Annotated in this window: 14 protein-coding genes; 9 read left to right on the forward strand and 5 right to left on the reverse strand. The window is 39.5% G+C overall.

The genetic code is table 11. From position 1 onward, the window contains the following. Nucleotides 1-259: 259 nt before the first annotated feature. From pspF to sapF, 7 genes are all read left to right on the forward strand, one after another. Nucleotides 260-1,276: a phage shock protein operon transcriptional activator gene (pspF, locus tag PR767_RS01515; RefSeq protein ID WP_272519782.1), complete on the forward strand. Its 1,017-nt coding sequence runs from the start codon at nt 260-262 to the stop codon at nt 1,274-1,276. A gap of 494 nt (nt 1,277-1,770) precedes the next feature. Continuing rightward, on the forward strand, nt 1,771-2,376 hold the full coding sequence (locus tag PR767_RS01520) for a hypothetical protein (protein WP_004910472.1): 606 nt from the start codon (nt 1,771-1,773) through the stop codon (nt 2,374-2,376). A 360-nt stretch (nt 2,377-2,736) separates the two neighbouring features. Then, nucleotides 2,737-4,422, forward strand: a complete 1,686-nt coding sequence (gene sapA / locus PR767_RS01525) for an ABC transporter substrate-binding protein SapA (RefSeq protein WP_042851809.1) — start codon at nt 2,737-2,739, stop codon at nt 4,420-4,422. After that, nucleotides 4,419-5,384 (forward strand): putrescine export ABC transporter permease SapB, encoded by a 966-nt coding sequence (gene sapB, locus PR767_RS01530; protein WP_004910469.1) that lies wholly within the window; start codon nt 4,419-4,421, stop codon nt 5,382-5,384. Before sapA ends, sapB begins: the two co-directional genes overlap by 4 nt. Continuing rightward, a complete protein-coding gene (gene sapC, locus PR767_RS01535) occupies nt 5,371-6,261 on the forward strand; it encodes a putrescine export ABC transporter permease SapC (protein ID WP_272519783.1) in 891 nt (296 codons plus the stop codon). The genes sapB and sapC overlap by 14 nt, the downstream gene beginning before the upstream one ends. Then, nucleotides 6,261-7,256, forward strand: a complete 996-nt coding sequence (gene sapD / locus PR767_RS01540) for a putrescine export ABC transporter ATP-binding protein SapD (protein ID WP_004910464.1) — start codon at nt 6,261-6,263, stop codon at nt 7,254-7,256. Before sapC ends, sapD begins: the two co-directional genes overlap by 1 nt. Then, nucleotides 7,257-8,060 (forward strand): putrescine export ABC transporter ATP-binding protein SapF, encoded by an 804-nt coding sequence (sapF, locus tag PR767_RS01545; RefSeq protein ID WP_004910462.1) that lies wholly within the window; start codon nt 7,257-7,259, stop codon nt 8,058-8,060. It begins immediately after the preceding gene. 58 nt (nt 8,061-8,118) lie between these two features. Here the strand turns inward: sapF and PR767_RS01550 are convergent, their stop codons facing one another. Continuing rightward, on the reverse strand, nt 8,119-8,985 hold the full coding sequence (locus PR767_RS01550; RefSeq protein WP_042851575.1) for a DUF817 domain-containing protein: 867 nt from the start codon (nt 8,983-8,985) through the stop codon (nt 8,119-8,121). Nucleotides 8,986-9,291: 306 nt separating this feature from the next. On the opposite strand from PR767_RS01550, the gene gstA reads away from it, so the two are divergent. After that, nucleotides 9,292-9,897: a glutathione transferase GstA gene (gene gstA, locus PR767_RS01555; protein WP_004910457.1), complete on the forward strand. Its 606-nt coding sequence runs from the start codon at nt 9,292-9,294 to the stop codon at nt 9,895-9,897. Nucleotides 9,898-9,951: 54 nt separating this feature from the next. On the opposite strand, the gene pdxY is transcribed toward gstA, so the two are convergent. The 4 genes from pdxY to anmK all read right to left on the reverse strand — a co-directional run bounded on the left by pdxY (nt 9,952) and on the right by anmK (nt 14,280). Then, complete coding sequence (gene pdxY, locus PR767_RS01560) at nt 9,952-10,815, reverse strand: pyridoxal kinase PdxY (RefSeq protein WP_109911272.1); 864 nt, start codon at nt 10,813-10,815, stop codon at nt 9,952-9,954. 233 nt (nt 10,816-11,048) lie between these two features. Continuing rightward, a complete protein-coding gene (gene tyrS, locus PR767_RS01565; protein ID WP_272519784.1) occupies nt 11,049-12,323 on the reverse strand; it encodes a tyrosine--tRNA ligase in 1,275 nt (424 codons plus the stop codon). 161 nt (nt 12,324-12,484) lie between these two features. After that, on the reverse strand, nt 12,485-13,138 hold the full coding sequence (gene pdxH / locus PR767_RS01570; RefSeq protein WP_004910451.1) for a pyridoxamine 5'-phosphate oxidase: 654 nt from the start codon (nt 13,136-13,138) through the stop codon (nt 12,485-12,487). Nucleotides 13,139-13,158: 20 nt separating this feature from the next. Next, nucleotides 13,159-14,280 carry an anhydro-N-acetylmuramic acid kinase gene (gene anmK, locus PR767_RS01575; RefSeq protein WP_272519785.1) on the reverse strand — a complete coding sequence of 374 codons (1,122 nt, stop codon included), beginning with the start codon at nt 14,278-14,280 and terminating at the stop codon, nt 13,159-13,161. Between the two features lie 533 nt (nt 14,281-14,813). Here anmK and PR767_RS01580 point away from each other — a divergent pair. After that, complete coding sequence (locus PR767_RS01580) at nt 14,814-15,281, forward strand: glycine zipper 2TM domain-containing protein (RefSeq protein WP_004910448.1); 468 nt, start codon at nt 14,814-14,816, stop codon at nt 15,279-15,281. The last annotated feature ends 305 nt before the right edge of the window (nt 15,282-15,586 follow it).

Genomic DNA, 15,586 nt, shown 5'->3' on the forward strand with positions numbered 1-15,586 from the left:
CCTTGATGGATTTAATCATTCTGTAGCGCCTCGACCTGATTTGGCTTCCAACCCATACCTGACGCTCCGTTAGTCAAACAACAAATAGCATGTTGTATTTAGCTATTACAATTCACATGTTGCAACTCACGTGCCAACTTTAAACAAAAATTCATATCACAATGATTTTAAATAAAATAATTATAAACTTTCTCTAAAATTCATTTTAGTTTATAGTTAAAGCATCGGTATTTCCAACCAACTATTGGTAAAAAAAACCATGAAAGAAACCAACGAACCTATTCTTGGCGTTTCAAGTAATTTTCTCGATGTACTCGAACAAGCTTCTGAACTTGCTCAGCTCAATAAACCTGTTTTGGTTATCGGCGAACGCGGTACGGGTAAAGAACTTATTGCAGATAGACTTCATTACCTCTCCCCACGCTGGCAAGAAGCTTTTATCTCTCTCAATTGCAGTGGACTCAATGAGAATTTACTGGATTCTGAATTATTTGGACATGAAGCCGGTTCTTTTACAGGTGCCCAAAAACGCCATCAAGGGCGTTTTGAACGAGCAGACAAAGGCTCTCTTTTTCTTGACGAGCTCGCTACCGCACCGATGTCCGTTCAAGAAAAATTGCTGCGAGTCATTGAATATGGTGAACTTGAACGAGTCGGTGGAAGCCAAGCATTACACGTCGATGTTCGTTTAATCTGTGCTACAAATGCCAATTTACCTGAACTTGCCAAACAAGGCCGTTTTCGAGCTGACCTCTTAGATAGGCTGGCTTTTGATGTTATTCGCCTCCCCCCACTGCGTGAACGGCAGCCTGATATCTTATTATTAGCAGAACATTTTGCCATTTTAATGTGTGGTGAATTAAAACGTTCACACTTTACAGGTTTTACATTACATGCCCAACAAGCTCTGCAACACTACCCATGGCCAGGTAATGTACGCGAATTAAAAAATGTTATTGAGCGCTCAATATACCGCCATGGAAACTGTGCTGATCCCGTTGATAATATTATTTTTGACCCATTTGGCGAAAAACTTGCTGAGCTACATGAATCACCAAGTTCACTCCCCATGTCACATACCCAACAACAGAATACAATTTTGCCTTCATTACCATGTGATTTACGTCAATGGCAACAACAATCCGAAAAAGCGCTATTAGAACAAGCACTAACAGATAGTCATTTTAATCAACGTAAAGCTGCACAACGGTTATCATTAAGTTATGACCAACTACGAGGCTTAATAAAAAAACATCAAATAAACATTGAGAATTAATAATACGTAGTTCAAATAATTTGAATTTATTGTTTGAACTACTGTATTATACTTAAACATCAAAAATTCAGGATTAAAGAATTTGGGTTATTACTTATTACTAAACATTTCCAATTTTATATTTTGGTTTCAAAAATCATTTATTCATCTCACTAAAAAAAACATATTTTCAATAGGGAAAATCAAAACAAAAATATTCAAGATAAATAAATTTATAAGCAAAAACAACAAGTAAGACAATGTCACCTTTTCCAAAAACATACAGAATTTAAATAAAAATAATTATATCTAGTAACTTATACTAATTAGCATGCATAAATAATGATTTATATTAGCACATTTAGTTAATTATATAATCATAACTATGTTTATTTTAATCATGTTAATGTCAACCAATTAAATTATTTTTACACCTTGTCATATTTAACTACTGTGCGAAATATATTTATATGATATCTCTATTAATATGATATTTATTATATGAGGAGCCTATCATGAAGAATATAAATATACTTGCTATGACCTTTTTTCTTCTCGGCTTATCTCCTACAGTCAGCGCAGAATCATTAATGAGAACATTCTCTTACTGTGATGCGACTTTTTTCGAGAAAATGAAAGAGTATCCCGCTTTAAATGATGCATCTAATGCATTGAAAAACATGAAATTAGATGATGGTGAACAAGTTTCTGTTAATCTCAATTTTTCACCTACTGGAATTGTGACTTTTAATCGTTTTTTTGTTAGTCACAGTAATTTCGATAAATATGATGACTTCACCTATTTAGGCTTACGTGGCCAATACTATTTTTGGGGATTTGAAACCACTCAAAGCTTTGAAGAGGTTATCCGTTATACTTCATCAAGAATTGCTATTCTAAAGGTGGGAAATACTTATATCTACTCACCCATGATCCGCCACAATTTGCAAGGCCAATGGGTGTTTAACGAATACGCAACGCAAGACTATAACTTGGCCCCAAATGCAGCTGAAAAAATGCTGATTATTGAAAAGGATGAACAAAGAGGAGTGGTTCGTTTCTTATGTACACTCCAAGGTAAAGTGACCGATGAAGACCTACACTATGTGGGTTTAGAGTAATAACGAGAAATGAAGCTAAACGAGTTTGTTGATACAAAAAAAAAGCCAGCACCCAAGCTGGCTATTAAATAAAACACTGGAAGCAATGTGAGCAATGTCATGCCTTGTCTACATAAGCACTTGGCTTAAGTGACAAAACGAATGATAATCGTTATCAGTATCATTTGTAAAGCTTTTTAATGAGATATTTTCTCATTAAGACATACTTCAATGATTAATTTAATAATTTAAGTTAAGCATTATATTAATAACTTCCTTTTTAGCTTAATTTTCATGCTTTTTTGGGCTAAATTTTGCTTATACCCTGTCCCCCCATTTTTAGGCTACAATAGGTCAATTCTAGTTAACGATGTCAGTGGTATGCGCCTATTAACTCTTTGGTTTTTATTTCTCATTTCTGTGTCTGCACAAGCGCTTAATAACCAAGAGCGCTTTACCGATATTGTGGCTAACGAGGTTCCTGCAGATATACGCCAAAAAGGTTTTATTTACTGTGTAAATGGGATCGTAACGACATTTAATCCACAACTAGTCAGTAGCGGGTTAATTGTCGACCCTCTCGGTGCTCAAATTTATGATCGCCTATTAGATGTTGATCCATTTACCTATCGTTTGGTTCCAGAACTGGCTGCTAGCTGGGAAGTTCTCGATAACGGCGCAACCTACCGCTTATACCTGCGTAAAGATGTAAAGTTTCAAAACACAGCTTGGTATACACCAACGCGCAATATGAATGCTGATGATGTCGTGTTTAGCTTTTCTCGCATGTTTGAGGTAAACCATCCTTATCATTATATCAATGGGGGACGTTACCCTTATTTCGATAGTTTACAATTTGCCAATAGTGTCCAAAGTATACGTAAAATTAATAACCATACGGTGGAGTTCCGCTTAAATTCACCTGATGCGTCTTTTTTATGGCACCTAGCAACACACTATGCTCCTGTCCTTTCATCCGAGTACGCTGATTACCTTTCAAGTATCAATCGCCAAGAGCTAATTGATTGGCGACCTGTGGGTACGGGGCCATTTCATTTAGATGACTACCAAGCCGGGCAATTCGTTAGACTTCTCAGAAATGACAATTACTGGAAGGGTTTACCGCGTATGGAAGAAGTGGTTGTTGATATGGGGGCCGGAGGAACTGGTCGCATTTCGAAATTACTCACCGGGGAATGTGATGTTTTAGCCTACCCTGCAGCAAGCCAATTAAAAGTATTACGAGATGACCCACGTTTGCGGATTTCTATGCGTTCTGGGATGAATATTGCCTATCTCGCATTTAATACCAGTAAACCACCATTAGATAAACTAAAAGTACGTCAAGCAATTGCTTATGCAATTAATAATGAACGTCTAATGCAATCAATTTATTACGGTACAGCAGAAACAGCTGCATCTATTTTACCTAGAGCCTCATGGGCTTATGATAATCAAGCAAAGATCACTGACTATAACCCCGAACGTTCCAAAAAAATGCTCAAAGAGATGGGGTTAGAAAATCTAAAACTGGATTTATGGGTGCCGATCGCTTCGCAATCATATAACCCTAGCCCACTAAAAATGGCTGAGCTTATCCAAGCAGACTTGGCACAGGTTGGTATTGTTATGAATATCCGTTCTGTTGAAGGCCGCTTCCAAGAAAACCAATTAATGGATAGAACCCATGATATGACATTAGCAGGTTGGACAACTGACAGTAATGACCCTGACAGTTTTTTCCGCCCGCTACTAAGCTGTGCGGCGATTGGTTCCCAAACCAATTTAAGCCATTGGTGTAACCCCGCTTTTGATGAAATCTTACATAAGGCACTATTGACACAGCAATTAGCCGCACGTATAGATTATTACCATCAGGCACAGCAAATTTTAGGGGAAGATTTACCTGTCTTACCCCTTGCCTACTCTTTACGTTTACAGGCCTATCGCTATGATATAAAAGGGCTAATGATCAGTGCGTTTGGTAATACCTCATTTGCCGGTGTGTATCGGGAAATGGAACAGGCTGAAAAAGTTTCTCCGAAAAAACAGAGGCAGCAACCATGATAATTTATTCACTGCGTCGTTTTTTGCTTTTATTAGTCACGGTATTCTTTCTATCACTAGTCAGCTTTAGCTTAAGCTATTTTACGCCTAATGCACCACTGAGTGGCGCATCACTTATCGATGCCTATATTTTTTATTTTGAAGGCTTACTTCATTTTGATTTTGGCGTTTCAAGTATTAACGGGGAACCCATCACCGAACAATTAAAAGACACATTCCCTGCCACCATGGAGTTATGCATTTTAGCGTTTATTTTTGCTTTAACGACAGGTATTCCACTTGGGATTATCGCTGCTTTTTGGCGTAATAAACCAGCGGATATTGCTATCAGTGTTTTTGCTTTATTAGGATTTTCTGTCCCTGTATTTGTACTCGCACTCGTTTTAACCCTCTTTTTCTCATTACATTTAGGGTGGCTACCTGTATCGGGTCGAATTGACCTATTATACAATTTAAAAACAGTAACTGGCTTTGCCTTGGTAGATGCATGGCTTTCGGATTCACCCTATCGTAAAGATATGATCATCAATGTACTTGAACACATGGTGTTACCGGTTCTGACTTTGGCACTCGCACCAACAACCGAGGTTATTCGGTTGGTACGTAATAGCACCGAAGAAGTCGCCAGTGAAAATTATATCAAAGCAGCCGCTATTCGAGGGTTGTCACGAATTAAAATCATCCGCCGCCATATTTTTCATAATGCTATCCCCCCCATTATTCCTAAGCTTGGGCTACAGTTTTCTACTATGCTGACACTGACCATGGTAACTGAACTCGTTTTTAACTGGCCAGGGCTTGGCCGTTGGTTAGTTACTGCTATCCGCCAAGAAGATTACTCCGCAATATCCGCTGGCGTGATGCTAATTGGCGCACTAGTGATTACTGTAAATGTGTTGTCTGATATTTTAGGCGCCATGATGGACCCATTAAAACATAAGGATTGGTATGTCCTCAGATAATTTTTATCGTGAACAAAAAATGCCATCCCCAACACGAGTGGTATGGAATATCTTCTCATCAGATGTGGTTTCTATGGTGGGATTTTTTGGTGTGTTAGTTTTATTAATTTTATGCTTTGTTGGCTCTTATCTAGCACCTTATTCACTAGACCAACAATTTTTAGGTTACCAATTAACACCACCGTCTTGGTCTCATTATGGTGATGTTGCCTTCTTCTTTGGGACTGACGACCTTGGCCGCGATATTCTGAGTCGGCTATTAATTGGCACTAAATCAACGTTTGGTGCAGCTATTTTAGTCACACTGATTGCAACACTAATTGGATTAGTTCTCGGCTGCCTAGCGGGAATGACTCGCGGGTTAAAATCTGCAGTTTTTAACCATATACTCGATACCTTGCTATCAATTCCATCCTTATTACTCGCTATTATTGTCGTCGCTTTTATGGGAGCTAGTTTAGAAAATGCGATGCTCGCTATTTGCCTTGCATTAATTCCGCGAATGGTAAGAACCATCTATGTTGCTGTACATGATGAGTTAGATAAAGAATACATCGTTGCCGCACGCCTAGATGGCGCTTCAAACATTTTTATTTTATGGTATACCGTACTGCCAAACATTACTCCTATTCTCGTCACTGAACTAACTCGAGCACTTTCAATTGCCATTTTAGATATTGCCGCTTTAGGTTTTCTTGATTTAGGTGCACAACTTCCATCTTCTGAATGGGGTGCCATGCTAGGAGATACTTTAGAGCTTATCTACGTTGCTCCCTGGACAGTTATCTTACCCGGTGTTGCTATCATGATAAGCGTGCTTTTTGTTAACCTTTTAGGTGATGGGCTACACCGTGCCATCAATGCGGGAGTTGAATAATGCCACTACTAGACATCCGCAATTTAACTATCGAATTTATGACTGCCAATGGCCCAGTCAAAGCTGTTGATCGCGTATCAATGACATTATCTGAAGGGGAAATTCGAGGTTTAGTCGGCGAATCAGGTTCCGGTAAAAGCCTTATTGCAAAAGCTATCTGTGGCGTAACGAAAGACAACATTCGTGTGAAAGCCGACCGTTTTCGCTTTCAAGACATTGACTTACTAAAACTCAGCCCACGTAAACGTCGTAAGTTAATTGGTCATAATATCTCCATGATATTTCAAGAACCACAATCTTGTCTCGATCCAGCCGCTGATATAGGCAAACAGCTTATCCAATCGATTCCTGGATGGACATATAAAGGCCGCTGGTGGCAACGTTTTAATTGGCGTAAACGCCGTGCAATAGAACTGTTACACCGTGTGGGGATAAAAGATCATAAAGATATCATGCGCAGTTACCCTTATGAACTCACCGATGGTGAATGTCAAAAAGTCATGATAGCGATTGCGATAGCTAACCAACCACGGTTATTAATCGCCGACGAACCCACCAATGCGATGGAGTCTACCACTCAAGCACAAATTTTCCGTTTACTGGATAAATTAAATCAAAACAATAATATGGGAATTTTGCTCATTAGCCATGATATGGAAATGATGTCAAAACTTGTTGACCGCATCAACGTACTCTATTGTGGGCAAACGGTTGAGAGCGCAACACCAGAAGATATCCTACAGCGACCACGCCACCCTTATACCCAAGCGTTAATCCGTTCAATCCCAGATTTTGAAAGCCCTCTTCCCCATAAAGGGCGGTTAAATACGTTACCCGGTGCAATTCCTTCTCTTGAACATTTGCCGATTGGTTGCCGTCTTGGCCCCCGTTGCCCTTATGCACAACGTACTTGCATCAATGCGCCTCAACTGCGCAATATTAAAGGCCACCTCGTTGCTTGCCATTATCCGCTAAACACCGAGGAACAATCTTAAATGGAAACCTTACTTGAAGTCCGTAATCTCACCAAAACTTTCCGTTTTCGTGAGGGCCTATTTCATCGGCACGAATTGCAAGCTGTTAAGCCTGTTAGCTTTAACTTACAGGCAGGCCAAACATTAGCCATTATTGGTGCCAATGGCTCAGGAAAATCAACTCTTGCGCGAATGTTATCCGGCGTTGTAGAACCCACCAGCGGCGATATTTTTATACACGGACAACCACTTAATTTTGGTGATTATAGCTACCGTTGCCAGCGTATTCGTATGATTTTTCAAGATCCAAGTACGTCCCTAAATCCAAGGCAGCGTATTGGTCAAACGCTTGAACTCCCTTTAAAATTAAACACTGACTTAACTGGCATAGAACGTGAAAGGCGCATTATTCAAACGCTTCGCCAAGTCGGGTTACTTGCTGACCACGCTGAATATTACCCACATATGTTAGCATCGGGGCAAAAACAACGTATTGCACTGGCAAGAGCGCTTATTCTACAACCCGAAATTATCATTGCTGATGAAGCACTAGCTTCGTTAGACATGTCCATGCGGTCACAGATCATCAACTTAATGTTAGATTTGCAAGCAAAACAAGATATTGCATTTATCTATGTTACCCAGCACTTAGGGATGATGAAACACGTCAGCGATAAAATGCTTGTGATGGATAAAGGTGAAGTTGTCGAACGTGGTAATACAGCAGAAGTTTTAGCCGCCCCTCTTCATGACGTTACCCGACGACTAATTGAAAGCCACTTTGGTGAGCCTCTGTCAATAGATGCCTGGCGACAAGACTTATAATGGCTTTTCCATTGTCTGTGATGAATTTTACTCACAGACAATGAACTAAACTCGTTATTTAGCGTGATATCGTGACATTAGCCTTAATATGTTTAAGGTGAACGACTATCGTAAATGTGACAATCACCAATAGTGACCATGCTCCCCATTTGCCTGCATGTACCATTGACCAAGCTCCAATCTGGTTTGGATATTGCCAAACACCAAAAAATGTCCCAAAATTCTCAGCCAACCAAATAAAAAAGCCAATTAGCATAAATGCGAGCAATAATGGCATTTTTCGTTCTTTATCTAGCGGAGTATAAAAAACCACACTACGGGCATACAACCCCATAATAAATGCAGCTAAATACCAGCGATAATCATCAATATAATGATGGCTAAAGAAATTAATATAAATAGCTAATGCAACTAATGTTGCCATCCAATAGGGTGGATAGTGTTCAATTCTTACTTTAAAAAATCGCCAAGATTGAATGATATAGCTCCCTACAGCGGCATACATAAAGCCAGTAAATAAAGGAACTCCCCAAAGCTTAGTGTAAGCTTCATCTGGATATTGCCATGATCCAATCGTTGCTGACGTTTTAAACAACTCCATCATAAAACCAACTAAATGGAAAACACAAATAGCCTTTAACTCATCCCAGGTTTCCAGTTTTGACCACACTAACAAGGCTTGAAAGGCAACTGCAAAAATCAATAACAAGTCATAGCGAGGGATGCCAATTAGCCCTTTAGCTGGTACCAAAAATAGCGCCAGAAAGAAAAAACCAGCGAATAAACAAGAACGAGCATTAATTAAACCGAAAAACCAAAACTCTAATAGAAAACGTTTAATGCCATGGCTATTATTCGGTTGATGTGCCATTAAAATTTGGTCTAATTTCCCTAACACATTCAATTTTTGACACAAACTGGTCATTTATTTACTCACCTAATTTTTTATTATTTTGTATGTTTTTTTTCATAAGACAAGGCGAGGAGTTTAACAAAATAGTTATCCCCTACATAAGGTAACTATCTTAGATTTATGCATTTTTATTTTTTATAGTTTTAAGCGCTGGGTTTACACTACCTATTAATATTAACGATACTTTCCATCCGATTTTAGGTTTTATTTTTTAACTCGCACCTGATGGCAATTCGTTAACAAAAAGTAATGATATACTTAAATGATATGTGTTTATTTGCTATATGAATGCCAATCCAACAATTTAGGAGTTTTATGATGAAATTATATTACGCTCCCGGTGCTTGCTCACTTTCTCCCCACATCATTCTGCGTGAAACTGGTTTAGATTTCAGTATTGAGCGAGTGAATATAAAAGAAAAAAAGACTGAGAAAGGTGAAGACTTTTTAGCAATAAACCCAAAAGGACAGGTACCAACCTTAGTGCTAGATAATGGCGAACAACTCACTGAAGGTGCTGTTATTGTTCAATATATTGCGGATCAAAAACCGGATCGTAACCTGATCGCACTTCCAGGTTCGATGAAGCGTTATCACCAACTAGAAGCCTTGAATTTTATTTCAACAGAGCTACATAAAACGTTCTCACCTTTATTCACTCCAGGGACACCAGAAGAGTATAAAGATACTGTCCGTAAGGTATTGTTTAATAAGTTTGAGTATGTTGATAGCGTGCTCGCTAAACAAGCTTTCTTTGCTGGAGATACTTTTAGTGTCGCTGATGCCTATTTATTTACGGTTAGTAATTGGGCAAAACACGTTGGGCTTGATTTGACTAGCTTAAACCACCTGCAAGATTACAGTGCTAAAATAGCTAAACGCCCTAATGTTCAAGACGCATTAAAAGCGGAAGGCCTAATCTAATCTGTAAAATAGCGCTCTTTCAGTAGAGCGCTATCTTTGATAATACAAATCAATTTAATCTAATTGTGTTGCACAGAAATTATGTTTTGGGTTAACCATTTTGTCTTGAGCAGCAACGAGTTGTAATTCGTATTCTTCCATTTCTTTGGTTTTTATCATCACTTCATATACCGCAGCTGCGACGTGCTCTAATCCCTTATCTAAAGGCTCACCTTTCAATAAGTTAACCAACATTAAACCACTGGTCAAATCACCAACACCAACAGGTTGTTTTTCACCAAAATCAACTAATGGACGACTAACATGCCAGCTATGTTCCGCAGTAACCAAAATCATCTCAAAACGATCAGCACGATATCCCGCACGACTTAAATGCTTAACAAGCACTATTTTAGGGCCTTTGTGGCACAATTCACGGGCAGCTTGCGCGGCCTCGTCGACATTTTTAATGGTTCTACCCGTTAAGGTTTCTAGTTCTAGTAAATTTGGTGCAATGACATCACTAGCAGCCAGTGCGCGCTCACAAAGGAATTCAGCAACCCCAGGAGCAACAATGCAACCCTTCTCAGGATGCCCCATGACTGGATCACAAAAATACAGGGCTCGGGGGTTTGCTGCTTTTACTCTTTGCACGATAGCAAGAATATCATTCCCTTGCTCTGCAGACCCAATATAGCCACTTAATACAGCATCACAAATTTCTAATTTATGGATTTTAGCTAAACCATCAACGATATCGGTTAAGTGTTGCGCTGGAAAGACACTTCCAGTCCATTGTGAGTACTGTGTATGATTCGAAAATTGTACGGTATTGAGTGGCCACACATCTACGCCCATTCGGCACATAGGAAATGCAGCAGCACTGTTTCCTGCATGGCCGAAAACAACATGGGATTGAATTGATAATACGCTTTTCATTGAGAACCCAAAAAATTGTTATGTCGAATGAAGAGAAATCAGTGATTACCCATTGCAAATATGAATACACTCCAAATAATCCAAGTCATATATAGGTGACATAAGAAAATAAGCCGAGGACATACATCAGTATGCAATTCAGAGAGCCTAGCGCAGTCAACACCAATACAGTTTGAATTATGACGAGTATAGCCCGGAAGATTCCGGGCTGATATTACAAAGGTTAGTCAGAGCTATTTCCAATTAATTAAACAGTCGTTTTTCTTACCGCGACGGATCAATGTATAACGCCCAAACAGGCGGTCTACATCAGAGAAGACATACATTGGCTCAGTTTGTTTCTGGCCATTAATAGATACCGCATTAGAACTAATTGCCGTTCTTGCTTGCCCACGAGAAGGCGTTAACTCTGAATCTACTAAAGCTTGCTGTAAATCAGCACCTGCTTCTAAGGTAATACAAGGAATACCATCTTGAGCTAATTGTTCAAAATCAGCTTCAGTTAAATCAGATACTGCACCAGAGAATAAGCTTTCAGTAATACGTTTTGCAGCAGCAAGCCCTTCTTCACCATGTACCAGTTTAGTGACTAATTCTGCCAATACATATTGAGCCCGAGGCGCTTTTCCGCTGTTTTTATCTTCTTCTTCCAGTGCATTGATTTCATCTATTTCCATAAATGTGAAGAATTTTAAGAAGCGATAAACATCGGCATCTGCAGTGTTGATCCAGAACTGGTAGAATTTATATTGACTAGTTTTCTTGGAGTCTAACCAAACTGCACCACCCTCAGTTTTACCGAATTTAGTACCGTCTGCTTTGGTAATCAAAGGTACCGTCATGCCAAATACTTGGTTTTGGTGTAGACGGCGAGTTAAATCGATACCAGAAGTGATGTTACCCCATTGGTCAGAACCACCAATTTGCAGTTCCACACCCATCTCTTTGTTCAAATTTGCAAAGTCATAACCTTGTAAAAGGTTATAAGCAAACTCAGTAAAAGAGATACCAACGTCATCACGATTTAAGCGTTGCTTAACAGACTCACGGTTAATCATTTGGTTAACAGAAAAGTGCTTACCAATATCACGCAAGAAAGTCAGTACATCCATTTTGCCAAACCAATCATAGTTGTTAGCAAGGCGTGCACTGTTATCACCGCAATCAAAACTTAGAAATGGTGAAACTTGGTTACGAATTTTCTCTACCCACTCTTGAACGGTTTCTGTGGTGTTTAATTTACGTTCAGTAGCTTTAAAGCTCGGATCTCCAATAAGGCCCGTTGCGCCACCGACCAACGCCACAGGCTTGTGCCCGGCTAGTTGGAATCGTTTTAAACACAGCAAAGGAACCAGATGTCCCAAATGCAAGCTATCAGCGGTAGGATCGAAGCCACAATAGAGAGAGATAGGGCCCTGCGCCAGTCTCTCTGCTAACGCATCCTCATCCGTTACCTGGGCAACGAGGCCCCGCTCTTGCAATTGTTTAATCAGGTTATTGCTAGACATCAATGACTCCATCAGTTGTATTTTGTCTATCTATATTGGTTTAAATGACCAGTAAGTTTGAGAGGTTTGTCAAAAACTCACCAGTGTAATTTGTCAGTTTTCTTAAATGAAGCTATAGCATAAAGCGCATATCAATTAAGTGCCAGCTAAAAAACATGATCCTAAGGGGCTAATCTGTCAATTTTCCAGCCACTCTCTTCTCGCTGGTATAAAAAACGGTCATGCAAACGGTGAGCACCGCCTTGCCAAAATTCAACACTATCAAATACCACTCGATATCCCCCCCAAAAACTGGGTAGTGGGACGTCACCATTCTTAAACTTTTGTTTTAGCTCTAAGAATTTCCCTTCTAAAATACCACGTGCTGAGATTTTAGAAGATTGCGCTGATGCCCATGCTGCAATTTGGCTATCTTTTGGCCTACTATGAAAATATTTAATTACTTCAATAGGGTTTAAACGTTCGGCAACGCCTATGAAATTGACTTGGCGCTCTAATGGATACCATGGAAAATGCAGGCTAATTTTATTGTTTTTTTCTAAATGCTGCGCTTTTCGGCTACCTAAATTGGTATAAAATACCAGGCCTTTATCATCAAAATGTTTTAATAGTACGATACGCTGGTAGGGTTGCCCGGTTTCATCCACCGTAGCAACACACATGGCTGTTGGGTCACTCAAACGAGCTTCGCATGCCTGTTTCATCCATAGTTCGAAAAGGGTCAATGGGTTTGGTGTTAAATCATGGCGTCTTAACCCACCTTTTGTATATTCTCGACGTACTGCTGCGAGGTCAATCTCACCTAGTTCGTTCATTTTTGCATCCTTAACCACAATTATTTTTTATTACTATTTTTAGGGTATATCGCCCCAAGCACAGTTTCTTGGCTTGCACCAGTTACAGAAGCCAAATTCCCTGAAAGCCCAGAAATGGTTCGAGCAGCTAACCATGCAAATGCCAAGGCTTCCATATCATCCCCACTCAGACCAAATTTATCACTTGGCGCCACTTCAATCCCAGGCAGTAAGGCAGCCATCCGTTGCATTAGAAAGGTATTCTTTGCTCCACCACCGCAGACTATCAAGCGCTCACAACCGCCACATAGTAACACTTGCTCTGCAATAGAGGCTGCTGTCAATTCGCACAGCGTTGCTTGCACATCATCAACTGAAATTGAAGGAAAATGAGCCAAATGCTGTTCTAACCATTGTGTGTTGAAATACTCTCGCCCCGTACTTTTCGGTGATGAACGCCTAAAGTATGGGTCACTTAGCATCGCTTTTAGTAATGCATGGTCAACTTGACCACGACTGGCCCATTCACCATCTTTATCGAATGCCTTTTGCTTAATACGCCAACTCCAGGTATCCATTAACATATTGCCAGGTCCAGTGTCATAACCTTTGACATAAGCACCAGGTAACAAAGCTGTCACATTAGCTATTCCACCAATATTTAGTACAATTCGTTTTTCTGTAGAATGCCCTAAAACAGCTAAATGAAATGCAGGAACTAAAGGTGCCCCCTGCCCCCCATAAGCCATATCTCTTCGCCGGAAATCACCTACCGTTGTGATCCCCGTTAAAGCCGCAATACGGTTATTATCACCTAACTGCATAGTAAAAGGTTGCTCGCCATCAGGCTCATGCCAAACAGTTTGACCATGGCAACCAATGGCAATGATATCTTCAGATGTTAGCCCTGTTTGAGTAAGAAGCTGGTTTATTGCATCTGCATATAAAGAGCCTAGCTCTCTATCAATTTTACCAACCTCTGATAGCGTTGTTACTTGTCCTTGGCATATATCTAAAATTCTTTTTTTTAATTCAATAGGAAATGCAACACTCAAACTGGATTGCTCTGCGACAAATTTGTCACTAATTGCAGCAAGAACGACATCAACACCATCTAGGCTAGTTCCTGACATAACCCCTATGTAACGACCTGATTTCATCATTATTCTTGTTCCTTCAGAGTGCACATTGACTTTACAACGCTCAACTACAAAAGATTGTGCTTTGATGACAAATTTTGTCAACAATTCGATGCAATTTCTCGGCGCGCTTCGCAGGAATAATAAATAAATGCTTTAAAACTCAAAATTGCTAGACAACCCAAATAAAAAAGACGTTTTGTAATACCTGAAATTTTCATTTCCAATATAATGGTACATAATATATTTATCAGCTCGGCATTACGGTTCTGTACCTCAGCTAAAGTTTTAACACCTTATTTCTGTTTGGCAACGGGTGCGAAAAGATGCTCATAAGCTGACTACCCTATTGAATATTTAACAAAGAGTGCCTTATTGAATGAAATAATCGCGAATTTGAGATATTTTACCTAGTGTTTACACTTTATTTAAATCAATATCGGTAATCTAACCATCGCTTTTTAATACCATTATTTTGATACTTGTTGTGTTTATGGTGAAAACAAATATACGATGCTATGTTAGTGCCACAGACAGCAAATCTCATAGGAGTTCTTATGCTTAAGAAAGTTTTTGTAGGTGTTGTAGCAGTTGCAGCTTTATCAGGCTGTGTCAATACCAGTACGCTTTCTGGTGATACTATTTCAGCCAAGGATGCGAAACAGGTACAGACTGTGACTTATGGTACTGTTCTGAATGCTCGCCCTGTGACTATTCAAGCTGGTGAAGACGGCAACGTAATTGGCGCCATTGGTGGTGCAGTACTTGGTGGGTTATTAGGTAACACTATCGGTGGTGGGACAGGTAACACATTAGCAACTGCTGCGGGTGCTATCGCTGGTGGCTTAGCTGGCCAAGAAGCTCAAGGCGCATTAAATAGAAGCCAAGGTGTTCAATTAGAAATCCGCCTTGATAGCGGCAAAAACATTGTTGTAGTTCAAAAACAAGACCCAAACACCTTCCGTAATGGTCAACGCGTTATGATTGCGAATAGCGGAAATACCGTTACTGTATCTCCTCGATAATCTTATGGTTACTAAATTAGGTATGCTCACCGGCTATTGCCGGTGAGCATTTCTTATAAAAATATTGCTGAATAATATAATAACTTTATGTTTGATAATCATATTTTATATTTATCATGCATGGCTTTTAAGCAATGTAAATTCTTGTTTACACATAAATGCCTTGCTTTCAAACCAATAAACTTATTTTAGCCTATCCCCTCTAATCAATTGTTTGTTATTAATTAATACGCACCAATGAATTAGCTAATTAAAAAAACAAAAGCAACGTCGAGACATACAATTTACAACTTTAATTATATTTC

This window comes from Providencia sp. PROV223 (assembly GCF_028479245.1).
Lineage (GTDB): Bacteria > Pseudomonadota > Gammaproteobacteria > Enterobacterales > Enterobacteriaceae > Providencia > Providencia rettgeri.

What these genes read in the sequence shown, in the direction of transcription:
- sapD (WP_004910464.1), top strand. Translation starts at nt 6,261, where the DNA reads ATGCCACTACTAGACATCCGCAATTTAACTATCGAATTTATGACTGCC.
- PR767_RS01580 (WP_004910448.1), top strand. Translation starts at nt 14,814, where the DNA reads ATGCTTAAGAAAGTTTTTGTAGGTGTTGTAGCAGTTGCAGCTTTATCA.
- pdxY (WP_109911272.1), bottom strand. Translation starts at nt 10,815, where the DNA reads ATGAAAAGCGTATTATCAATTCAATCCCATGTTGTTTTCGGCCATGCA.
- sapF (WP_004910462.1), top strand. Translation starts at nt 7,257, where the DNA reads ATGGAAACCTTACTTGAAGTCCGTAATCTCACCAAAACTTTCCGTTTT.
- PR767_RS01550 (WP_042851575.1), bottom strand. Translation starts at nt 8,985, where the DNA reads ATGACCAGTTTGTGTCAAAAATTGAATGTGTTAGGGAAATTAGACCAA.
- pspF (WP_272519782.1), top strand. Translation starts at nt 260, where the DNA reads ATGAAAGAAACCAACGAACCTATTCTTGGCGTTTCAAGTAATTTTCTC.
- sapC (WP_272519783.1), top strand. Translation starts at nt 5,371, where the DNA reads ATGTCCTCAGATAATTTTTATCGTGAACAAAAAATGCCATCCCCAACA.
- pdxH (WP_004910451.1), bottom strand. Translation starts at nt 13,138, where the DNA reads ATGAACGAACTAGGTGAGATTGACCTCGCAGCAGTACGTCGAGAATAT.
- anmK (WP_272519785.1), bottom strand. Translation starts at nt 14,280, where the DNA reads ATGATGAAATCAGGTCGTTACATAGGGGTTATGTCAGGAACTAGCCTA.
- gstA (WP_004910457.1), top strand. Translation starts at nt 9,292, where the DNA reads ATGAAATTATATTACGCTCCCGGTGCTTGCTCACTTTCTCCCCACATC.
- PR767_RS01520 (WP_004910472.1), top strand. Translation starts at nt 1,771, where the DNA reads ATGAAGAATATAAATATACTTGCTATGACCTTTTTTCTTCTCGGCTTA.
- sapA (WP_042851809.1), top strand. Translation starts at nt 2,737, where the DNA reads ATGCGCCTATTAACTCTTTGGTTTTTATTTCTCATTTCTGTGTCTGCA.
- tyrS (WP_272519784.1), bottom strand. Translation starts at nt 12,323, where the DNA reads ATGTCTAGCAATAACCTGATTAAACAATTGCAAGAGCGGGGCCTCGTT.
- sapB (WP_004910469.1), top strand. Translation starts at nt 4,419, where the DNA reads ATGATAATTTATTCACTGCGTCGTTTTTTGCTTTTATTAGTCACGGTA.